The following is a 22,649-nucleotide window of genomic DNA, read 5'->3' on the forward strand; positions in this document are numbered from 1 at the left end:
GGCCTCCTATCCTTTTTTCGTCTATAAGATTCTATAATAAAATTAAGTATTATTCAATCATTTTTTATAATATTTTGTTTTGTATAGCATTTACTTAATTTTTTAAAGTCATTTTATTTAAGGCAATTTCCAAAATTTTATCTGCAGCCTGAGTACGTACTTCATATCTATCTCCTTTAAATATATGCTTTTCACAGGAAACTTCTCCATTATAATAGCATCCAAAATAAACTAACCCTACAGGTTTATCAGGTGTTCCTCCTCCCGGTCCCGCAATTCCGGTTGTGGATAATCCAAGCTGGGCATTTGCTGCTTTTGCGCATCCAATTGCCATTTCCATTGCACATTCTTTACTTACAGCTCCTTCATTGTCCAAAATTTCTTTACTTACCCCTAATAATTTTGCTTTTGATTTATTAGCATAAGTTACATATCCTTCGTCAAATACTTCAGATGCTCCTGAAACATTTACAATCTTTCCAGCCACTAAGCCTCCTGTACATGATTCTGCTGTAGAAACTTTTTCGTTTCTATCTAATAACATTTTAACTAATCTTTCCTCTAAATTCATTTTATTCCATCCATTTCAATTATCTTATATATTAATTGAATACTCCTTTCTCCCGGTCAGTTGTGGGATTTTATTATTAGCATACTGCATTAAAACCAGCCAAATATATTTATATAAAAACATAGATGCCTACTTAAGCAGACACCTATCCTTTTATTTTTACTTAATTTATTTTAAGCTTAATGCCTGACTATTTCAGACAACGTATATTTGTTGTACATATAAATATTTTTAAAATATTACCCCTTTAGTACATCTACATTCTTATATACATAATCTACCATTGAAATAATCGTGAGAGCTAATGATATATATATTAAAGCAGTTCCTATAACTCCCATAAATGTATAAGGCAAATCAATAATTAATACAATAATCATAATCATTTGGAATGTTGTTTTAAATTTACCCCACCAACCTGCAGCAAGAACAACTCCTTTATCTGCAGCAAGTGTTCTAAATCCACTGATAAATAATTCTCTACTGATAATTATAATTACAATCCATACTGGAATTTTACTTTCTGATAAACAAATTAAAGCAGCGCTTACCAACAATTTATCTGCTAATGGATCCATAAATTTTCCAAAATTTGTAACAAGATTGTATTTTCTTGCAATCTTTCCATCAAGTAAGTCTGTTAAACTTGCAACAATAAATATTCCAACAGCGATATATTTGTCTATACCTCCAAAAATATCAGCCAACATAAAACATACAAAAAACGGTATTAAAATCACCCTGAAAACCGTTAGTTTATTTGGTAAATTCATCTTTTTATCTCCTTCTCATCTATTTGTATTGAAGTTCACCTATCAAATCATAATCATTTGAGCCTGTAATTAATACATTTACAAAATCACCCGTCATTAATTCTTCATCGGTAATTACAAAAACATTACTGTCGACACCCGGTATGTCCATATATGTTCTTGCAATATATGCGTTTTCTCCTGAAATTTTTCCTTCAATATAAGCCTTCATAACCTTTCCAATCATTTTTTCAGAAAAATCAAAGGCAATTTCCTGTTGAAGTTCCATAATTTCATCTCTACGTTCTTCTTTAACTTCTTCCGGAATCTGATTTTCCATCTTTTCAGCAGGTGTTCCTTCTTCTTTTGAATATGTGAATACACCTAATCTTTCAAATTCCATTTCATCCACAAAATTCATAAGAATTTCATGATCCTTTTGTGTTTCTCCGGGAAATCCTGTAATTAAAGTTGTACGAAGTACTATGTCAGGTATTTCTTTTCTTAGTTTTGCAATAACATCCCTTAATTCCTGATTAGTTGTTCTTCGTCCCATCCGTTTTAATACATTATCACTTGCATGCTGAATAGGAATATCTAAGTAATTACATATCTTATCTTCACTTGCAATGGTATGAATCAATTCATCATATATTTCTTCCGGATAACAGTATAACACTCTAATCCATTCGATGTCTTCAATCTTGCATAATTCCTTTAATAAAATATGAAGTCTTTTTTCTCCATATATATCTTTTCCATACATTGTTGTTTCCTGGGCAACCAAAATCAACTCGCGTATGCCTGACTTAGCTAAATCTTTTGCTTCAGCAATTAAATCTTCCATTGGCACACTTCTATAGTCTCCTCTGATTTTTGGAATAATGCAATATGTGCAATGTTTATCACAACCTTCTGCAATTTTTAAATAAGCATATCTGTCTGTTCCAGCATTACCACGTGGTGCTTTTGTACCGGCTAATAGATTTATATTTTTAATATATTGCTTTTTTTCATTCTTATTAAAATAATCTTCTACTATAGTTACAATATCATCAATAGCCGTAGTACCAACAACAATGTCTATTTCAGGAATTTCATCTTTAATTTCTTCATGATATCTTTGCGCAAGGCATCCTGCTAAAACCAAAGCTTTACAATTTCCTTCTTCTTTCATTCTTGCCATATTAAATATTGTTTCAATGCTTTCTTCTTTTGCATCTTTAATAAAACTACAACTATTTATAATTATAATATCAGCCTCAGTTTCATCAGAAGTAAATTCATAACCTGCTTTTCCTAAAAGTCCTATCATGTGCTCTGAATCAACTAAGTTTTTATCACAACCTAATGAAATAAATAAGATTTTCATTTTATCTCCTACAAAACAAGAGACTTTTGTAAAATGAATCATTCTATATGTCATTCTACAAAAGCCTCCCTTATTTTCTAATTTTCGCTTTCGTCGTCTCCTAAGATTTTAATCTTAGATTTGTATAATTCTTCTACTGCGATAGAAAGTGGTTTCTTATCATCAGCATCATCAATAAGTGGTGCATCACCTGCAATTATCTGTCTTGCTCTCTTTGATGTAGCCATAACAATTGAATATCTGCTTTGTACTACCGGATGTTCACCTTCCTCAACGTCGCTGTTTGCTATTGCCATTAAATCTGAATATGATGGATGTAACATAATTTATTCTCCTTTCGAAAACTTTTTAATATCATTTTTAATATCTTCAACTTCTTTTTTTGAAGCTGTTCCCGTTGTATCGTTATTCACAACTAAATTGATTTTTTCGACACAACCTTCTATTTCATCGTTAACAACGAAATATTCATAATTATCCATAAATATTGTTTCTTCAGCTGCTTTCATGAGTCTTTTATTTATTACTTCCATAGACTCTGTGTTTCTGCCGACCAAACGTTTTTTTAACTCCTCTGCACTTGGAGGAAGAATAAAAATCATCATTGCTTCAGGCATTATCTCTTTTACCTTCAAAGCGCCCTGAGTTTCAATTTCTAGAATAACATTAATGCCCTCATTTAACTTTTCATTAACAAATTCAAGCGGAGTACCATAATAATTGTCAACATACTGTGCATATTCTAACAATTTATTATTAGCTATCATATCTTCAAATTCTTCTTTACTAACAAAGAAATAATTTACCTTATCAACTTCTCCAACTCTTGGTTTTCTCGTTGTAGCTGAAATTGAAATTGTGTAATCATCGTATTTATCTATTAATTTATTAACTACAGTTCCTTTTCCAACACCTGAGAAACCTGAAATAATTAATAATTTACCCTGTTTACTCATTACTCTTACTCCAAATTCTGTATTTGTTCTCTAATCTTTTCGATTTCAGTCTTTAATTCGATTGCCACATCTGCAATTTCATGATTAGACGTCTTTGATAAAGTAGTATTAGCTTCTCTATTCATTTCCTGAGTAATAAAATCTAATTTTCTACCTATAGCTTTATTGCTATTAAGACTGTCTCTCATAGCCTTAATATGACTAAGCAGTCTTATTATCTCTTCGTCTACACATATCTTATCTGCATAAATTGTTACTTCCTGTGCAATTCGGCCTTCATCTATCTGATTATCCTCAAGTAATTCATGCAATCTTTCATTAATTTTTTCACGATATTCCGCAACAATTAAAGGGGACTTTTCCTGAATAAATAAAACATTTTTTTCTATATTGTCTAACTTATTCATTAAATCAGCTTTAAGTCTTTCGCCTTCTGCATTTCTTGCCTGAACCAACTTATCACATGCCTGTATCATTGCATCTTCAACAATGTGTAATAATTCATCCTCATCTTCACTCTGCTCCTCCATCATTATAACTTCAGGGCAACGTCCTAATTTAGACGTTGTTATATCATTGTCTATTCCTAACTCATCACTCATTTTCTTAAATATATTGTAATATTCAGCTGCAAGTTCAGAATTATACTTCAAGCAGACATTTCCTTCACCTGTGTTTTCATAAGTAATAAAAACATCTACTTTTCCTCTTTCAATCTTAGATTTTAATATTCTTCTAATATCTCCATCTAAATAATTTAATTTTTTTGGAAGTTTTATGCCTGCCTCAAGAAATCTATGATTAACTGATTTAATTTCAACAGTAACCTTTCTCTCTCCTACTGACACTTCACTTCTTCCAAATCCCGTCATACTACATAGCATATCATTCACCATTCATTTCTTTTTAAGCATACAATGCCATAATTCAACTTATTATAATTCATTTGAAATATTCAGTCAAGGTTGACTTGAAATTCATAAAATAATAAAATGAAAAATACATTATTATATTATCAGTAACTTTAAAATTTCGATATACGAAAGGAATTTCAAATTATGGCATTTGACGGAATAACTGTTGCTGCTTTGGCACAGGAATTTAAAAATAAATTTACAGATGGAAGACTGTATAAAATTGCCCAGACAGAAAATGACGAGCTCACATTAACTATTAAAAATGGCAAAGCTCAATACAAACTTTTAATTTCAGCTAATGCAAGCCTTCCATTAACATACATAACTGAAGAATCTAAACCTAGTCCAATGACAGCTCCTAACTTTTGTATGTTACTCAGAAAACATATAAATAATGGACGAATCATAAACATTACACAGCCGGGACTTGAACGAATCCTGGATTTTGAAATACAGCATTTAGATGATTTAGGAGACATAAGACAAAAGCATTTAATTGTCGAACTAATGGGCAAACACAGCAATATTATTTTCTGCGATGAAAATAATATGATATTAGACAGCATAAAACATGTATCAGCCGTTATGAGTTCTGTAAGACAGGTTCTCCCCGGAAAAGAATATTTTATTCCTGATACAATGGATAAATTCGATCCATTATCAGTTTCAAAAGAAGAATTCTTTAACACAGTATTCTCTAAACCGATTAATCTTTCAAAAGCAATTTACACTTCCTTTACCGGAATTAGTCCAACTATTGCTGAAAGCATATGTTATGCTGCAAAATTTGATTCATCAATTCCTGCAAACGTACTAGAACATGGGAATCAAAACTTAATCTGGATTCAATTTTATGAATTAATGAACAAAATTAAAAAAGGTGAATTTACACCTGTTATATATGAAAAAGATGATTTACCTGTAGATTTTTCAGCTGTACGTCTTTCTACTCATTCAGACTGTGATGAAATTATTTACGACGACATGAGTTCTTTGTTAAGGAACTATTATGCCAAGAAAAATTTGCATACACGTATGAGGCAAAAATCTTCTGACTTAAGGCGTGTCGTAACAAACGCATTAGAAAAAGACAGAAAAAAATTTGCTATTCAGGAAAAGCAAATGAAAGATACATTAAAAAAAGATAAATATAAAGTATATGGTGAATTACTTACAACTTATGGTTATTCAATTGAACCCGGCGCCAAGAAATTCGATACAATTAATTTCTATACTAATGAGCCAATATCAATTCCGCTTGACCCTACTATTTCACCAATTGAAAATGCGAAAAAATTCTTTGACAAATACGCAAAATTAAAACGTACTAATGAAGCATTATCAGATATTATTATAGAGACAAAAAAATCTATTGATTACCTTGAAACTGTCAGTGCTTCAATTGATATTGCTACAAGCGAAAATGACTTAAAAGCGATTAAGGATGAATTAATTCAGACCGGATATATTAAATTTAAGCGAACAGGAAAAAAAGAAAAAATAGTAAATAAGCCTTTACATTTCATTTCCTCTGATGGATTTCATATGTATGTTGGAAAAAACAACATTCAAAATGAAAACCTTACATTTAAAGTTGCAAACGGTAATGACTGGTGGTTCCATAGTAAAACCTTCCCGGGTTCTCACGTAATTGTCAAATGTGAGGGTAAGGAATTACCTGACGCTACATTTGAAGAGGCTGCAAGACTTGCTGCTCATTTTTCTAAGGGATGTAATCAGGATAAAGTCGAAATTGATTACATTCAAAGAAAACAGATAAAAAAAGTTGCCGGTGCTATGCCAGGATTTGTTATTTACCATACAAACTATTCTATGGCAATCACTCCTGATATAACAGGTATACAGGAGATTATTTAATATGTACATTTTCCGCCATCAAAAAAGATGGCGGATTTTTTTAATTTGATAAATTTAATTTAAAACATGTTTTTATTAAAGTATTTTTACTACTTTATTTGTATACTAAATTAACTTTACTACTGAAATATAGATTTTACTGACTGAATTTCCTGTTCTGATGCCTGTGCTGCCGGAACATAATAATTCTTTGCTGTAGCAATTTGTGCTAACCGTTCCTGTGACATTTCACATTTATTTCTCATCTCTTTTAATGTCTGTTTTAATTCTTTATTTTCCGTCTGAGGAATCATATTCCCAAACTTCTCAATCTCAGAATTAATTCCTTCTAATGAATCAATAACCATATATTTTTCCTGCATTTTATTACTTCTCCTATCCTAAAAATTTCATTAATTTTTCTTTATTTTGTGTTGCTGAATTAACGCCATCTTCAAAAAATTTTTTTACTTCAGGATCAGTAGCTTCTTTTGCATAACATGACATCTTTTCACCACATGTTTCATATCCTGTAATTAAATGTCTTAAATTCTGTAAATCAAGTTCTGATAAATTACTCATATTGTACCTCCTAATTATCATTACCTAATTTAGTATTTCTTCTTTTAAATTATTTATTCGTAATTTTTTAACATCAAAAAATTTCTATAAAAACTTGGAGTCCTATGCTTGATATATGAGCAAAATTTTTTATAAATACTCGAATTTCTACACTTGACATAGGCCCAAAAAATTTCTATAAAATCTGGATTTCCATGCTTAATAAAGAACAAAAAATTTCTATAAACATTTGGACCACCCATGTTTAAAAAAAATCCAAAAAAAGAAAAGACTGCATAAGCAATCTTTCCTTCTATATCATATATATTCATTAATATCGTTTAAAACTTTTTTGAATATATTATCCTATTAAATTGTCATATAAATTCTTATACTTTTCCGCTGAAGTTTTCCATGAGAAATCGACTTTCATTCCTCTTTCTACAATCTTATTCCAATCTCTCTTTTTATCATAGAATACTTTTTCAGCATATCTTATTGTTCCTAACATCTCATGAGCATTGTAATTTGCAAATGAAAATCCTGTTCCTGTTCCCTCAAATTCATTATATGGTTCAACAGTATCTTTTAATCCACCTGTTTCTCTTACAATAGGTACTGTTCCATATCTTAAACTCATTAACTGACTTAATCCACATGGTTCAAATAATGAAGGCATAAGGAACGCATCACATGCTGCGTATATTTTATGAGACATTGCTTCAGAATAGTAAATATTTGCTGAAACTGACTGTCCGTATTTCCAATCAAAATGTCTGAACATATTTTCGTAACGGTCTTCACCTGTTCCAAGAACAACAAACTGAATTGCATCTGAACAAAGTTCATCCATTATGTATGCAACTAAATCCAAACCTTTCTGATCTGTCAAACGGCTTACTAAACCAATCATCATCTTCTTAGGGTCTACTTCTAATCCTAATTCTTTTTGTAAAGCAACTTTATTCTTTACTTTTTCTTTTCTGAAATTAGCTACACTGTAATTCTTTGCTATATTCTCATCTGTTTCCGGATTATATTCATCATAATCTATACCGTTAACAATACCTGACAGGCAATTAGACCTTGCTCTAAGCAAGCCGTCTAATCCTTCGCCATAGAAAGGCATCTTTATTTCTTCTGCATATGTATCACTTACTGTTGTAACCCAGTCCGCATATACTATTCCACCCTTTAAATAATTACCATTATCATAGTCTTTTAATTTATCCGATGTGAAATAATAATCTGATAGTCCTGCAATATCTTTAATTGTGTTAATATCCCAAACACCTTGGAATTTCAAGTTATGTATTGTCATAATTGACTTAATGCCTTGATAGAACTCGCTATACGCAAAACTATCTTTGAGATATACAGGTATAAGTCCTGTATGCCAGTCATGACAATGTATAATATCAGGTCTAAATCCAATAACAGGAAGTGCTGACAATACTGCTCTTGAGAAAAATGCAAATTTTTCGAGGTCATATCTTACATCTCCATATGGCTTTGGTCCTGAGAAATAATATTCATTATCAATAAAGTAATATGTTACTCCATCAAGTTCCATCTGCAAAATTCCGACGTATTGACGTCTCCAACATAAGTCCATATAAAAATGGTCTACATACTGCATTTTGCTTTTCCATTTTTCATCAATGCACATATATTTTGGAATAATAACACGTACATCATATTCTTTTTTATCAAACCACTTAGGTAACGAACCTACTACATCTGCAAGCCCGCCAGTCTTAATGAAGGGTACAGATTCCGATGCCGCAAATAATATTTTCTTCATATCTAGAACCTCCTGTACATATAGATTTTCTCTTATTATCTAGTATATAGTATTTTGTGACTATTTTAAAGTACAACTATCTACATTTATATTCAATTCTTATCTTATCAGCAATTAATGCTATAAATTCTGAATTTGTCGGTTTACCTTTTTCTGCATTTATTGTATATCCGAACAATTCATCAATTGTATCCATTTTTCCTCTGTTCCATGCAACTTCAATGGCATGTCTTATTGCTCTTTCAACTCTACTTGGTGTAGTCTGGAATTTCTTTGCAATTGATGGGTAAAGAATTTTTGTTATGGAATTTAACATTTCATTATCGTTAACGGACATTATAATTGCTTCCCTCAAATACTGATACCCTTTAATATGCGCTGGAACTCCAACATCATGAATAATATTAGTAACGTCGCTTTCAATATTTCTCTCCATAAATTTCTGCATATCTTCAAGTGGAGCAATTATCTTTTTATTTTCTGGAATTTTTTTCCCGTTAATTCCTTTTGCACTTTTTACCCTGTCTACAATCATATCCATTTCAAAAGGCTTTAACATATAATATCCCGCTCCATAATTAAATGAATCCTGAATAACCGCTTCATTGCTTATTGCAGAAGTTATTATAAAAAAAGGCATCCTTATCATAGTTCCGTCTTTATGTATCTTATCCATCAAAGAAAGACCGTCCATTTTAGGCATAATCAAATCAAGTAATACTACATCAGGACTGGTCCCCTTAATCAAATCAAATGCTTCTTCTCCATTTTTTGCTCTGCCAATTACATTTATTTCATCATCTGAGCCTAAATACTCATCCATCATTTCAACCATTTTATCGTTATCATCTACTATTGCTACCCTAATCTTATCCATATATATTCTCCTAATACATTATTGTTTAGAATGACTTAATCACAGCGCCACGAATTATCTGTTCATTCAACAAGATAAATTATAATTAGTTATTAAACGCGATTCAACTTAAACAAATCGCAATATTCGACAGTATATGACATTGTGGTTTACATATCTGGATTTAATTTTTATATAACGATTATTTATGTCAATAAACGATAAACAAAATGTCGAAACAGGTTTACAAAAGTCAAAAACTTTATTCGTTTATATAGACTTCAAATTCCTCTTCATCAGCAATAAGTATTTTATATCCACTGTGTAATACAACAGGTACCTTTGGTTTAAGTAAGATTCCATTTACCTTAGTTCCATTAGTTGAATCGTTGTCAGCAATAATATATTTTCCATCCTTATATACTAAAATAGTGTGAATTTTGGAAATATATGATTCATTAATTTCAATATCCGTTCCCACTCTACCAATAGTAAACGGCCATTTATTAACTACATATCTTTCGCCATTGTGTACTAAAACAAAGTCATCAATTTCAGCCTTAACTTCTGTTTTTCTTATCGGATTATCATCAACTTTCTTTATTAATGGCATTGATTTTGTAAACGGATTTATAACCAATCCATCGATGTCATCTCTTTCATTCATAAGATTATAACATACTCTTGACTGAACTCTTATCAATGAAAAGTGTTCTGCATAATCATCCGGTATTTGATCAAAAGAAGTAAATATAGGTAACATTCTTTTTCTTTCAGAATCTTTAACTACATCTGTTTTCAGAATTACTTTTTCTAAAAATTCCCCATCTGATTGGGCTTTCTTAAAATCAACATCTGCAGCTAATATTACTTCTGCACTCTGTAATAATTTAACAATGCTTTTTTTGTAAATTGCCTTATCAGTTTTTCTGTTATACTTCTTTAACAAGTCCTCCATTTCCTTAATTATTTCAAAATTACTCATTTCACTAATATTTTCTGATCGTCTTGAAGCCATTTGTCTCTCCTTTGTAATTTATACTTATGAATAATTATACCATATTTATGACAATTTATATTAAAAAAATGTTTTTTATTTAATGAAATTATTGAATCATGTTACTTATAAGGCTTCCATACCCTTGATGTGGGTCATTTATAAGCACATGAGTAACCGCACCTATTAGTTTATCGTTCTGAATAATTGGTGCTCCACTCATCCCCTGAATTATGCCATTTGTTTTACTTAAAAGTTTCTTGTCTACAACCTCAATCACGAGATTTTTGTTCTGATTTGCCCTCTTTCTAACTCTATTAATATTAATATCATACTCGTTATATCTACCATCCTTATAAATTATAATTTTTGCTTTTCCACATTTTACTTCATCTGTTTTAGCAACTGAAACCTCTTTAAATTTTTCTACATCAATTTTATTTAAATCAACATTGCCAAACAATCCTGTTTCACAATTTTTTGTAATTGTACCAACCTTATTTTCTTCGTTATAATCTATGCTTCCACAAAATCCTCCCGGTTCTCCTATTTTTCCTTTTTTAATCCCCCATATATTTGCATAATAAAGATTTCCTGAAAATGAAGTAACCATATCTCCTGTATCTAAATCACTTATGCCGTGTCCTAATGCCCCAAAAATTCCATTTGAAGTAACAAAAGTAATAGTTCCTAATCCCTGTGTATCGTCTCTAACCCAAAGTCCAATTTTGTATATTCCATTTTTGTTCTTCACAGGTTTTACTTTTTCTGTTATTTCTTCATCATTTCTTTTTATAGTAAGTTCTATTGTTTCCCCATTGCTTTTTTCGACTAAATCAATTACTTCCTGTTTTGAATCTACTTTTTTTCCATTTACTTTTACAATATAATCGCCTTTTTTTACTTTATTTTTCAATGGTGTAACCTTGTTGCCATCTATGCTTTCAAAACCTGCATAATCTATAATCATTATTCCATCTGTGTGAAGATATAGACCTACAGGCATTCCACATGCATATATTTTAGTATCACTTCCATTTATCTGAGCGCTGGCACTTTTTACATCATACTCATAATTAATTCCACTATCGTAATCTTTTGAAGAATTGTAAGCTGCCGTAAATTCCTTAGGAATATTTTTTTCTATATATTCTTTACCTGTTACAAACACCATAATCGACCCTATAATTATGGAAACTATCAGATATCTTTTATAAATTTTAGCTCTACGTGTATTTTTATTTATTTGTTTCATACTCATTTATCCTCCTATTCTCCTTCTTTTTAACAAATATAAGAAAGCCTTTATTTGTTACTTTCTGATTATTTTTTGTGATATACACCAATTCAGCATAAAATATACTTTATTATTATTTACACAAATAAAAAAAGAAGGAATATTTTATTCCTTCTTAGTTTATGTAGTAATATAACTTTAAAACTGACCTAATTTTGCACGTTCTGCCATTTCTTTCATTTCTGTAGCATGTTTTATAGCTGTCTCGGTAATTTCTCCTCCACTGCTAATTCTTACCAGCTCTTTTATCGAATCTTCTCTTGATAATCTATATATATTCGTTTCAGTTGACTCATCATCAGTATTTTTTTCAATTAGATAATGTGAATCTGCCATAGCCGCAATCTGAGCCAAATGCGAAATACAAATAACCTGATGTTCCTTACTTATACCCATCAATTTATCCGCTACCATCTGTGCAGTTTTTCCACTAATTCCTGTATCAATTTCGTCAAAAATCATTGTATCAATTTCATCTTCACCGGCAAGTATTGATTTAATAGCAAGCATTATTCTTGACAACTCACCTCCGGAAGCGACCTTTGCTAAAGATTTTACTTCTTCTCCTGGATTTGTAGAAATTAAAAATTCAACTTCGTCCTGTCCATTAGCTGATACATTTTCTTTTTTCGATACATTAATTTTAAATTTAACAGATAAAAAATTCAAATCTTCAAGAGCCTTAACAACCGTTTCTTCAAGTTTTATAGCATATTTTTTACGAAGAGATGAAAGTTTATCACATAATACAACTAACTCGCTCATCTCTTTATCTAATTTTGTTTTTGTCTCTTCTCTCATCAAATTATAATTATTTAAACTATCCAAATATGCCTGCTTTTCACCTTTATAAGCTAATATTTTTTCAATTGACTGTCCATATTTTAATTTTAAATGATTAATAAGATTCAATCTTTCTTCAACTTCAGCAACTCTTTGAGGCTCATAATTTACTTCATCTATATAATCTGATATTTCTCTGGCAAGTCCTTTGCACATATCATCTATATCATATATCTGTTTTTGTAAATCCGATAATTTAGAATCTATATCTGATATTTCCGATAAATCATATCCAACACGACTTATACACTCACACACACCCTGATTACCTTCATATCCCATAATCTGATATGCATCCGAAAGCGAAGACATAATCTTTTCAGAACCTGATAATTTTTTAAACTCATTTTCTACTTCATCATCTTCACCTAAACTTAAATTGGCTGCTTCAATTTCATTAATTTCAAATTCGGCAAATTCACATTCTCTAAGCCTTTTTGTTTCGTCCATATCGAATTTGTCTAATTCTTTTTTAATTTCAATATATTGACTGTATTTGTCGGAAATAGTATTTTTTAGTTCTTTTACCTCTTCACCTGCATATTTATCTAAAATCTGAAGATGAGTGTTTTTATAAAGTAAAGACTGATGATCATGCTGGCCATGTATGTCTATTAGTAAATCCATTACATTTTTTAAAGTTGTAAGGCTAACAATTTCTCCATTTATTTTAGACACACTTCTACCATAGGTTATTTTTCTGGAAACCACTATTATATTTTCATCTTCCGGATAAACATCGTATTGTTCTAACTTTTCTTTCAATCTTGAATCAATGCAAAACGTTAATTCAACAAGTGCATATTCTGCACCTTTTCTAATAATGTCTTTTTCAACTTTTTTACCTAAAGCAATATTCACTGAACCAAGAATTAACGATTTTCCTGCTCCGGTTTCCCCTGTCAAAACTACAAGACCATTTGTAAAATCAACATCAACTTCTTTTATTAATGCTAAATTTTTTACATGTAAATTAAGTAACATATTTCCTCCTAGCCTGCACATCTCTCCAAATTCACAGGTTAATTAGCCATTATATAATAAAACTTTCTAAATGTTTTTTTACATTTTCAGTATCGTGTGCATCTCTTATCGCACACATAATTGTATCATCTCCAGCAATACATCCTGCAACTTCCTTCATATTAATTGCATCAATAGCAGCAGCTACAGCCATTGCCATCCCTGCAACAGTTCGTACTACCAGAAGATTTCCTGCACATGTCATGGAAAGTATTCCATCTTTTAAAACCCTTATATATTTGCTGTTAATAGTCATGTTTTTACTGTGAGGTAATACATATTTTTGTTTTCCACCATTAATAGATACCTTAGTAAGGTTAAGTTCTCTTATATCTCTTGAAACAGTTGCCTGCGTTACGGCATAACCCTCATCAACAAGACATTTTGCCAATTCTTCCTGTGTTTCAATGTCTTTTTCAGTTATTAACTCTACAATTTTTCGCTGTCTTTGAACTTTCACTATTTATCTCCCATTTTTTTCTTTACTGTCTGTAAAAAACTGCTATCATCAAGCTTCACTAATTTTGTTGAAACCTGTGACTTTTCAATTGCTATAACATCTCCTGATTCAACCTCAACTATATTATCTCCGTCAAAAGAAATTCTTCTAAATTCTCCTTTGGGGTTCTTACATGTACCTATTGTAACTTCTATCTTATCTTCATCTGATAACACTATACTTCTCTGTCCTATTGAGTGAGCACAAATTGGTGTAAGAATAATTAAATTTGAATTAGGTCTTGCAATAGGTCCTCCTGCCGATAAATTATAAGCCGTAGACCCTGTAGGTGTTGATAAAATTATGCCATCAGCCTGAAATTTACCAAGTAACTGATTATTTACATGAACATAAAAATCAGAAATTCTAATGTCTGCACCTCTATGAATTACAATATCATTTAATACAGATGCTGAATATATTTCTTTATCATTTCTTATTATTGTTCCCTTCAACATCATTCGTGATTCAATTTTAAAATCATCCATAAGCAATCTATATAATGCATCTTCTATATCTTCAACACTGACTTCTGCTAAAAAACCTAAAGTTCCTTTATTAATCCCCAAAAACACAATATCTTTTGACATCAAATCCTGTGCTGCCTGTAAAAGCGTTCCATCACCACCAATTGTAATGACACACTCAAGATTTTCAGGCATCTTATCCGGATTTGTGTAATTGTATTTTTCATCTGTTAAATCTGAATTTTCAGAAATAAAGCACGTTCCGCCTTTTTCAGTAATAAAGCCTTCGATTTTTTTTGATAAAACATAATCTTTATCTTTATTATTATTTGTAATTATGCAAAAATTTTTCATTTATTTACTCCAAATTTATTTGTCCAATTCCTTATGGGAATTTTCAACTACATCTTTAACGGTAATTTCGACATCTTCTTCATTTTCATTTAATTTTTTCTTTAAATACAATAAATATTCAATATTACCTTCCGGTCCTTTTACAGGGGAAAAATCTAAATTTAAAATTTTAAAATTAATACTTTTTGCATACTCTATTACATTATTTATTACTTCGATATGTACATTTTTATCTCGAACAACACCTTTTTTCCCTACTTTTTCTCTTCCTGCTTCAAACTGAGGCTTTATTAAACATACTATTTCACCATCATCAGTTAAAAGCTCTCTTACAGGAAGTAAAACTTTTGTCAAAGATATAAATGATACATCTATCGATGCAAATTCTATAACATCATCTATATCATCTCTTGTAACATATCTGATATTTGTTTTATCCATGCATACAACTCTTTCATCCTGAACAAGTTTCCATGCAAGCTGACCATGTCCAACATCAACAGAATAAACTTTTACAGCCCCATTTTGAAGCATGCAGTCTGTAAAGCCACCTGTAGAAGCCCCTACATCCATACATATTTTTTTATCTAAAGTAACTCCAAACTTGTCCATTGCTTTTTCAAGTTTAAGTCCTCCACGGCTAACATATTTCAATGTTTTACCACGAACTTCAATATTAACTGTATCTTTAAAAAATGTACCGGCTTTATCTTCTCTTTCATTATCGACAAAAACAATTCCACTCATTATAATTGCCTTTGCCTTTTCTCTTGATTCTGCTAAACCTCTTTTAACTAATAAAACATCTAATCTTTCTTTCATTTTATGAAATTTAAAATCCTTTCACATATACTGTCTGCATCTAACTGCAATTTTTTTCTCAATTCTTCTACAGTTCCCTGCTCTACAAATTCATCCTCTATAGCTAAATTCATAACATCATTTTTATAGTTTTTGTCAGCCATATAAGATATAACTGCTTCGCCATAACCACCATGTCTTATTCCTTCTTCTATAGTAACTATATATTTATATTTTTTAGCTACAGAATCTATCATTTCTTTATCAAACGGTTTTAAAAATAGTGCATTAATGAGAGTTGGATTACATCCTTTATCATTAAGACTCTTTACTGCATTATACGTTTCTTCAATAATATTTCCAACCGCAATTATTGCAACGTGTTTTCCTTCTATTAACGTTTCGCTTTTGCCCATAACAAGTTCATTATTCAAATTTTCAAATACATTACTTGCTTTACCTCTCGAAAATCTAATTGCTATCGGTCCATTATATTTTTGAGCAAATTCCAATGCTTTTTCTAATTCTCTTCCATTTTTAGGAGCAATTATGGTCATGTTAGGAATATTTGAGAAAAATGATATATCAAATATTCCCTGATGAGTTTCACCGTCTTTTCCAACCAACCCTGCTCTGTCGATAATGAATGTAACCGGTAAGTTTTGCAAACATACATCATGTATTATCTGATCATATGCCCTTTGATAAAACGATGAATAAATTGATATAAACGGTTTCTTGCCATTTGCTGCTAAACCGGCTGCAAAAGTAACAGCATGTTCTTCTGCTATTCCTACATCAAAAAATTTATCCGGATACTTATCACCAAATTTTTTCAAGCCTGTTCCATCCGGCATTGCAGCAGTTATTGCAACTATATTTTTATTTTCATTGCCTAATTCTAATATCTTATCTGAAAATATATCTGTATATGTTTTTACATTGCTCTCATTAATTTTTTCACCTGTTTTAACATCAAATGAATCAATTCCATGAAATTTAGTAGGATTATTTTCTGCCGGCAAATAGCCTTTTCCTTTTTTGGTAAGTACATGAATTAATACAGGATGTTCAATTTTTAATGCATCCTCTGTAATTCTAATTAGTTCATCTATATTATGTCCATCTACAGGTCCTATATAAGTTACACCCATATCGTCAAAAAATTTGGCATGTACAAAGAACTGTTTAAAGTTATCCTTAACCCTTTTTACTCCGGCACTTAAATTATCACCAATTTTTGGAATACCTTTAAGTAAATGTTCAACGTCAACTTTAAATTCATTATAATGTTCGCCAACTCGTATTTTATTTAAGTATTTTGACATTCCACCTACATTTTCAGCTATAGACATATTATTGTCATTTAAAACAATAACAAAATTTCTTTTTAATGCAGCAACATTATTTAAAGCCTCAAAAGCAAGTCCACCTGTAAGTGCACCGTCTCCGATTACAGCTACTACCTTGTCATCATTACCATTTAATTTATTTGCTGTTGCAATTCCTAATGCAGCTGAAATTGATGTCGAACTATGTCCTGTATCAAATGAATCCGCTTCACTTTCATTTCTCTTTGGAAATCCACTTAACCCTTCAAAGCATCTTAATGTAGTAAAATCATCTTTTCTGCCCGTAAGAATTTTATGTGTATATGCCTGATGTCCTACATCCCACACTATCTTATCCTTAGGAAGATTTAAAACAAGATGCAATGCCATCGTCAACTCTACTACTCCTAAATTAGAAGCTAAATGTCCACCTGTCTTACTTACATTTTCTACAAGAAAATTTCTTATCTCCTGAGCCAAAACCGGATACTTATCGTGTGGTATCTTTTTTATATCATTTATATTGTTTATTTCATCTAAGTATACATATTTGCTCATATCTATTTCTTTCTGTTTATCAATTCATTAATAAGATTATTCAAGAACTCGTTTTTATAATTTAATTCATCTAATAAATTTAATGCATCATTAGAATAATCTTCAACTTTTTTCTTTGCGTTATCAATTCCCATTAAAGTCACATAAGTTGTTTTGTGATTCTTCTCATCGCTAAGAACCGGTTTTCCTAATTCTTCAGTTGTACTTGTAACGTCTAAAATATCATCCTGAATCTGGAATGCAAGTCCCACATTTCTTGCAATCTGTTCCATTTTTTTGATATCATCATCGGTTGCATTTCCAAGTATTGCACCTGTCATCATAGACGCCTCTATTAAAGCTGAAGTTTTCAACTTATATATAAAATTAATAGTATCTATATCCATAGGTCTTTCTTCATTTAAAACATCTACTGTCTGTCCGCCAATCATCCCATAAACACCTGCTTTTTTAGCGATTGTGCTCATGGCTTTTGCCATTTTTTCAGGCTGCTTGCTGTTAACAACAGCTTCAGACATAATTTCAAAAGCATAATTTAACAAGGCATCTCCTGCTAAAATAGCCATATCCTCACCAAACGCTATATGTGTTGTCTTTTTTCCACGTCTGTATTCGTCATTATCCATTGCCGGAAGATCATCATGCACCAATGAATATGTATGAATCATTTCCATTGCAGCCATAAACGGATACGCTTCTTCATCATTTCCACCAAATAGTCTGCATGATTCTAAAATAAGCATTGGACGAAGGCGCTTTCCTCCAGCTTCAACACTATAATTCATTGCTTCAAAAATTATTTTCTGAAGTCCTTCTTCTTTAGGGCAATACTGTTTAATAATATCTTCAATTTTGGAAATTTCAGTTTTTTTCTGTTCAGCATAATTATTCATCTTCACTACCACCTTCAATCACTTTCATTTCCTTTTCAACTTTATCTATCTTATCATTACAGTCTTTTATTAATTTTAATCCTTTTGAATATAAATCAAAAGATGTTTCTAATGTAACATCTTCTGACTCCATTTTTTCAATTATTTCTTCGAGTTTAGTAAAATTTTCTTCGATTGTACTTGCCTTACTCATTTATAAACTCCCTTTTTCAATTTTTTCTACGACACTTGTTACTTTTCCATCTTTAAGATTTAACAATACCTTTTCTCCTACATCAATCTGTCCGACAGAAGTAATAGTATGCAAATTATCATCAGTTATATACGCATATCCATTAGATAATTTATTTAATGGTGATAAACCATTTAAACGTTCTGCTAAAATTCCCAAAGTATGTTTATCATTTGTTAATTTATTTTTAAATAAATTCTCCATTTTAGTAAAAAGTTCATCTACGTATTGTTTCTTTGTTAACAGTTGATTTTTAGGACTTGCATAATTTACTCTTGCCTCATAATTTTTAACTAAAATTCTATTCTTTTGAATTTCTCTTTCAAGTTTATTTTCAAGAGTTCTTTTATATTGGAATAACTTATTTTTAAATTCATTGTAATCAAAAACAGCTAATTCTGCAGCTGCTGATGGTGTTGGTGCTCGCAAATCAGCTACATAATCAGCTATTGTAGTATCTGTTTCATGCCCAACAGCTGATATTACCGGCGTTTTCATATTAAAAATTGTTCTTGCAACTGCTTCTTCATTAAACGCCCATAAATCTTCTATAGAACCACCACCACGTCCTACAATTATAACATCCATGTCCATTTCATCTAAATACCTAAGTCCTTGTACAATGCTTGCAACTGCATTCTCGCCTTGTACGATTGCCGGATATAAATATAATTGAACATATGGATTACGTCTTGAAGATATATTTCTTATATCCTGAATAGCTGCTCCTGTACTTGCTGTGCATATTCCGATTTTTGTGGCATATTTAGGAATAGGCTGTTTGTACATAATGTCAAACATGCCCATTTCTTCTAATTCTTTCTTTAATTCTTCGTATTTCTGATAAAGTTGTCCTGCTCCATCTAGCATTATCTGTTTTGCATATACCTGATATGATCCACTTTTTTCATATACTGAAACACTTCCAAGAACAATAACATCTTGTCCTTCTTTTAATGTAAAATTAAGTCCGCCTCTGTTACCTGCAAACATTACACCGGAAATAACACCACCTTTATCTTTTAGCGAAAAATAAATATGACCTGACGTATGATATTTACAATTACTTACTTCACCTTTTATATATATACTGTTCAAAACAAAATCCTGAGTAAACATATTTTTAATGTAAGAGTTTACCTGAGATACTGAATATACTGATTTCATTATTTACTCCTGAAATAACTTAGCTAAAATTCCATTAATAAATGCAGGTGCATTATCACTTCCATATTTCTTTGCTAATATAACAGCCTGATCAACTGCAACTTTTCCCGGAACTTCATCATCCATAGCCATTTCATAATATGCAAGTCTTAATATAGACAATTCAACTTTTCCCATTCTGTCAGTCTTCCAACCTACTGCGACTTCATCAATTGCTTTATCAATTTCAGGAATTGCATCAATTATTTTGTTAACTCTCTCTACTATATATTCTTTATCTTCAAATGGAATTAATTCTTCTACACTATCTTCACTAATAATCTTATTAGTCTTTTCTCTTTCTTCATCTTCTAAAGATTCCATATAAAGTTTATATTGTTCTCCCATTTCTTCTTTACTATGAAATTCTTTACAAAAAAGTAATTTAAATGTGTTTTCTCTTATTTCCGTTCTATTCATATCTGCCTCCTAAGTTTTAATTACTAAGCGAATATTTTCATAACCCAACTAGTATATCTATATAAATCATATCATGTCATACAATCATCAATCTATATCCCAAAAAAGGGTGTCATAAATGACACCCGCTTTTAAGGTATTATTATTTTACTTCTACACTTGCGATGTTGACATTGACTACATCGACATTCAATCCTGTCATATTCTCTACAGAGCTTTTAACCTTACTCTGAACTGCTTTAGAAGCTTCTAAAATATTTGTTCCATATTCCAGGTTTAATGATAAGTCGATAACCATGCTGTTTTCTGATACTGTAACCTTTACTCCCTTTGAAAGTTTCTTCATTCCAAGTTTAGCAACTATATCAGCTGTTATATTGCCTGCCATCGAAGCTACTCCTTCAACTTCCATTGCTGCAACAGCTGCAATCACTGCGATTACATCATCATTGATTTCAACTTCTCCAACTTCTCCACCTTCATATATAGTATAAGTAGTTCTCTTTTCTTCCATTTAAAGCCTCCTAATTATTTCATCTTTGTGCTTGTCACGTATAAGTATATCATTGCGGCAGTATTTTTACAACTTAATTTACTTACTTATGCGCAGGGGTTATTACAATTTTATCTGCGCTAATATCTGTTTTTCTTTTAATCGTTTCCTCTATTTGTGCCCTCTTCTGGTCTGTTATTTCCTGTTCATCTATAATTACATCTACCTGGTTATCCGAAACCGTTACAATTACATTTGAAAAGCCTTTTGCCTCAAGCAATGTTTCTATTGTATTTTCCAACTCACTACTTTTAGTAATCTCAACCATTGCTTCTACTGCACTTGTTTTTTCTTTTTCACTTACTGTTTCGTCATTTATAACTTTTAATAATGTTTCTTTGTTTTTTGAGCGGATTTGTTCTCTGTCTATACGTGCCTGAATGATAAAATCCGTAAGCTTCGAACTGGTCATTACAGCTTCTCCCGGCTGAAGTGTTGTTTCTTCCACTGCTTCACCTGTTTCATTTTCATCGAGGCTTGCAATTTCTCCATTACTTAATATGTCATCAGTTCCATATGTAGACTCATATATTTCATTTGTAACTTCTTTGTTTTTGTTATTAAAATTTGCATCCGTATACTTAAGGTATCCTGCAATTACAATTAGTATTGCCAAAACTGTTACTATTATCTGATTCTTTTTAAATATTTTTTTCATGATTCCTCCTATCATTTCATTTCTGTTACCGATATTTTATGTGATTCAATATCAAATAATGCCTGAATTATACTAATAATATTATTTTTTATTTCACTATCAAAATTTCCTTTGATACACACTGCCACACCTTCAACCTGCGGATATAATTCTTTGACTACATATGGCTGTTCTCCATTCTCTCCATCTACTATTACTGTGTTGTTTTTTTTACTTTCTTTGCCCGTTTTGTTTGTTTCCCTTTCATCATTTTCAACAACAACTTCATTGTCTTCTTTAACGATTCTTTCTTCTGATGATTTTAAAGTAATCATCACTTTTGCCTTATTCACCCCCTTTATGTTTTTAACAAGTTCTTCAACTTCTTTTTCAATCTCATCTTTATATTCGTATTTCTGATTAAATGTATTTTTTTCTTCATACTGACTATACCTTGCTTTATTTTCATTTACTTCATCTTTTTTTAAATAAGAACTTGCAATCAATAATACTCCTGCTATTCCAAGCATTATCCATTTTGTAAGTCCTATTTTTTTTATATTTTCATACAACTGCGAAAATAAATCATCTTTCAAAGTTCTCTCCTTCTAGAATTCTTTCATAAATTTTTGTTTCCATTTCATTTATTTTTTCATCAACCTGTAAATCATTATTTAATTCAAATGAAACATCATCCACTTTGTCATTAATTTCATTTAACAAAAAATCAAAATTTAAAATAGGTTTTAGAATAACTATTATAAGTAATATTCCAATTAAAACTTTTATGTATTTTTTATAGTTTATGTTTGGCATAAAATCTAAAATCAGATTTGCAAAAAGACTAAAAAAAACTATCCCTTTTATATATCCTGCTAATTCTTCAAACATC

26 protein-coding genes are annotated in these 22,649 nt (G+C 30.7%); 1 reads left to right on the forward strand and 25 read right to left on the reverse strand.

The features are described from left to right. Positions 1-94: 94 nt before the first annotated feature. The 6 genes from CCC31_RS03585 to CCC31_RS03610 all read right to left on the reverse strand — a co-directional run bounded on the left by CCC31_RS03585 (position 95) and on the right by CCC31_RS03610 (position 4,535). Positions 95-571, reverse strand: a complete 477-nt coding sequence (locus CCC31_RS03585; protein WP_022089043.1) for a CinA family protein — start codon at positions 569-571, stop codon at positions 95-97. Between the two features lie 239 nt (positions 572-810). Next, positions 811-1,344, reverse strand: coding sequence for a CDP-diacylglycerol--glycerol-3-phosphate 3-phosphatidyltransferase (gene pgsA / locus CCC31_RS03590; RefSeq protein WP_117910195.1), 534 nt, complete (start codon positions 1,342-1,344; stop codon positions 811-813). 19 nt (positions 1,345-1,363) lie between these two features. Continuing rightward, positions 1,364-2,695: a 30S ribosomal protein S12 methylthiotransferase RimO gene (gene rimO / locus CCC31_RS03595; RefSeq protein ID WP_260978788.1), complete on the reverse strand. Its 1,332-nt coding sequence runs from the start codon at positions 2,693-2,695 to the stop codon at positions 1,364-1,366. A gap of 77 nt (positions 2,696-2,772) precedes the next feature. Further along, positions 2,773-3,018 carry a DNA-directed RNA polymerase subunit omega gene (rpoZ, locus tag CCC31_RS03600; RefSeq protein WP_022089040.1) on the reverse strand — a complete coding sequence of 82 codons (246 nt, stop codon included), beginning with the start codon at positions 3,016-3,018 and terminating at the stop codon, positions 2,773-2,775. Positions 3,019-3,021: 3 nt separating this feature from the next. Further along, entirely contained in the window at positions 3,022-3,651 is a 630-nt protein-coding gene (gene gmk, locus CCC31_RS03605) for a guanylate kinase (RefSeq protein ID WP_290849740.1), read from the reverse strand. Between the two features lie 5 nt (positions 3,652-3,656). Further along, positions 3,657-4,535 carry a YicC/YloC family endoribonuclease gene (locus CCC31_RS03610; protein ID WP_118565128.1) on the reverse strand — a complete coding sequence of 293 codons (879 nt, stop codon included), beginning with the start codon at positions 4,533-4,535 and terminating at the stop codon, positions 3,657-3,659. Positions 4,536-4,709: 174 nt separating this feature from the next. On the opposite strand from CCC31_RS03610, the gene CCC31_RS03615 reads away from it, so the two are divergent. Continuing rightward, entirely contained in the window at positions 4,710-6,446 is a 1,737-nt protein-coding gene (locus CCC31_RS03615; RefSeq protein ID WP_290849743.1) for an NFACT RNA binding domain-containing protein, read from the forward strand. Positions 6,447-6,565: 119 nt separating this feature from the next. Here CCC31_RS03615 and CCC31_RS03620 read toward each other — a convergent pair whose 3' ends face one another. The 19 genes from CCC31_RS03620 to CCC31_RS03710 all read right to left on the reverse strand — a co-directional run bounded on the left by CCC31_RS03620 (position 6,566) and on the right by CCC31_RS03710 (position 22,648). Beyond that, complete coding sequence (locus CCC31_RS03620; RefSeq protein ID WP_290849745.1) at positions 6,566-6,808, reverse strand: spore coat protein; 243 nt, start codon at positions 6,806-6,808, stop codon at positions 6,566-6,568. Between the two features lie 13 nt (positions 6,809-6,821). Next, entirely contained in the window at positions 6,822-7,007 is a 186-nt protein-coding gene (locus CCC31_RS03625) for a hypothetical protein (protein WP_022089035.1), read from the reverse strand. 340 nt (positions 7,008-7,347) lie between these two features. After that, positions 7,348-8,790 carry a glycogen synthase GlgA gene (gene glgA / locus CCC31_RS03630; protein ID WP_118565130.1) on the reverse strand — a complete coding sequence of 481 codons (1,443 nt, stop codon included), beginning with the start codon at positions 8,788-8,790 and terminating at the stop codon, positions 7,348-7,350. Positions 8,791-8,866: 76 nt separating this feature from the next. Then, entirely contained in the window at positions 8,867-9,667 is an 801-nt protein-coding gene (gene spo0A / locus CCC31_RS03635) for a sporulation transcription factor Spo0A (protein ID WP_022089033.1), read from the reverse strand. A 241-nt stretch (positions 9,668-9,908) separates the two neighbouring features. Beyond that, the gene (locus CCC31_RS03640) at positions 9,909-10,664 is read right to left on the reverse strand and encodes an SseB family protein (RefSeq protein WP_290849749.1); all 756 of its coding nucleotides are present in this window, start codon (positions 10,662-10,664) and stop codon (positions 9,909-9,911) included. An 88-nt stretch (positions 10,665-10,752) separates the two neighbouring features. Next, positions 10,753-11,904, reverse strand: coding sequence for a SpoIVB peptidase (spoIVB, locus tag CCC31_RS03645; RefSeq protein WP_290849751.1), 1,152 nt, complete (start codon positions 11,902-11,904; stop codon positions 10,753-10,755). Positions 11,905-12,078: 174 nt separating this feature from the next. Continuing rightward, positions 12,079-13,767, reverse strand: a complete 1,689-nt coding sequence (gene recN / locus CCC31_RS03650; protein WP_290849753.1) for a DNA repair protein RecN — start codon at positions 13,765-13,767, stop codon at positions 12,079-12,081. A 49-nt stretch (positions 13,768-13,816) separates the two neighbouring features. Further along, positions 13,817-14,266: an arginine repressor gene (argR, locus tag CCC31_RS03655; RefSeq protein WP_117910192.1), complete on the reverse strand. Its 450-nt coding sequence runs from the start codon at positions 14,264-14,266 to the stop codon at positions 13,817-13,819. Then, complete coding sequence (locus CCC31_RS03660; RefSeq protein WP_022089028.1) at positions 14,266-15,126, reverse strand: NAD(+)/NADH kinase; 861 nt, start codon at positions 15,124-15,126, stop codon at positions 14,266-14,268. Before CCC31_RS03660 ends, argR begins: the two co-directional genes overlap by 1 nt. A gap of 15 nt (positions 15,127-15,141) precedes the next feature. Continuing rightward, positions 15,142-15,948, reverse strand: coding sequence for a TlyA family RNA methyltransferase (locus tag CCC31_RS03665; protein ID WP_022089027.1), 807 nt, complete (start codon positions 15,946-15,948; stop codon positions 15,142-15,144). Beyond that, positions 15,945-17,816, reverse strand: coding sequence for a 1-deoxy-D-xylulose-5-phosphate synthase (gene dxs / locus CCC31_RS03670; protein ID WP_290849756.1), 1,872 nt, complete (start codon positions 17,814-17,816; stop codon positions 15,945-15,947). The genes CCC31_RS03665 and dxs overlap by 4 nt, the downstream gene beginning before the upstream one ends. Before the next feature lie 2 nt (positions 17,817-17,818). Continuing rightward, positions 17,819-18,709: a polyprenyl synthetase family protein gene (locus tag CCC31_RS03675; RefSeq protein WP_290849758.1), complete on the reverse strand. Its 891-nt coding sequence runs from the start codon at positions 18,707-18,709 to the stop codon at positions 17,819-17,821. Continuing rightward, positions 18,702-18,902: an exodeoxyribonuclease VII small subunit gene (gene xseB, locus CCC31_RS03680; RefSeq protein ID WP_022089024.1), complete on the reverse strand. Its 201-nt coding sequence runs from the start codon at positions 18,900-18,902 to the stop codon at positions 18,702-18,704. Before xseB ends, CCC31_RS03675 begins: the two co-directional genes overlap by 8 nt. Further along, entirely contained in the window at positions 18,903-20,108 is a 1,206-nt protein-coding gene (xseA, locus tag CCC31_RS03685; RefSeq protein ID WP_199663671.1) for an exodeoxyribonuclease VII large subunit, read from the reverse strand. It abuts the gene before it with no gap. A 3-nt stretch (positions 20,109-20,111) separates the two neighbouring features. Then, on the reverse strand, positions 20,112-20,567 hold the full coding sequence (gene nusB, locus CCC31_RS03690) for a transcription antitermination factor NusB (protein ID WP_022089022.1): 456 nt from the start codon (positions 20,565-20,567) through the stop codon (positions 20,112-20,114). Positions 20,568-20,709: 142 nt separating this feature from the next. Further along, positions 20,710-21,081: an Asp23/Gls24 family envelope stress response protein gene (locus CCC31_RS03695; RefSeq protein WP_022089021.1), complete on the reverse strand. Its 372-nt coding sequence runs from the start codon at positions 21,079-21,081 to the stop codon at positions 20,710-20,712. An 82-nt stretch (positions 21,082-21,163) separates the two neighbouring features. Continuing rightward, complete coding sequence (locus tag CCC31_RS03700; protein WP_158574484.1) at positions 21,164-21,778, reverse strand: SpoIIIAH-like family protein; 615 nt, start codon at positions 21,776-21,778, stop codon at positions 21,164-21,166. Positions 21,779-21,789: 11 nt separating this feature from the next. Then, positions 21,790-22,353 (reverse strand): stage III sporulation protein AG, encoded by a 564-nt coding sequence (locus tag CCC31_RS03705; protein ID WP_022089019.1) that lies wholly within the window; start codon positions 22,351-22,353, stop codon positions 21,790-21,792. After that, the gene (locus tag CCC31_RS03710) at positions 22,343-22,648 is read right to left on the reverse strand and encodes a stage III sporulation protein AF (protein ID WP_022089018.1); all 306 of its coding nucleotides are present in this window, start codon (positions 22,646-22,648) and stop codon (positions 22,343-22,345) included. The genes CCC31_RS03705 and CCC31_RS03710 overlap by 11 nt, the downstream gene beginning before the upstream one ends. Between the last annotated feature and the right edge of the window lies 1 nt (position 22,649).

This window comes from Eubacterium sp. LMAG:50 (assembly GCF_008680265.1).
Taxonomy (GTDB): Bacteria; Bacillota; Clostridia; order Lachnospirales; family Lachnospiraceae; genus Eubacterium_U; species Eubacterium_U album.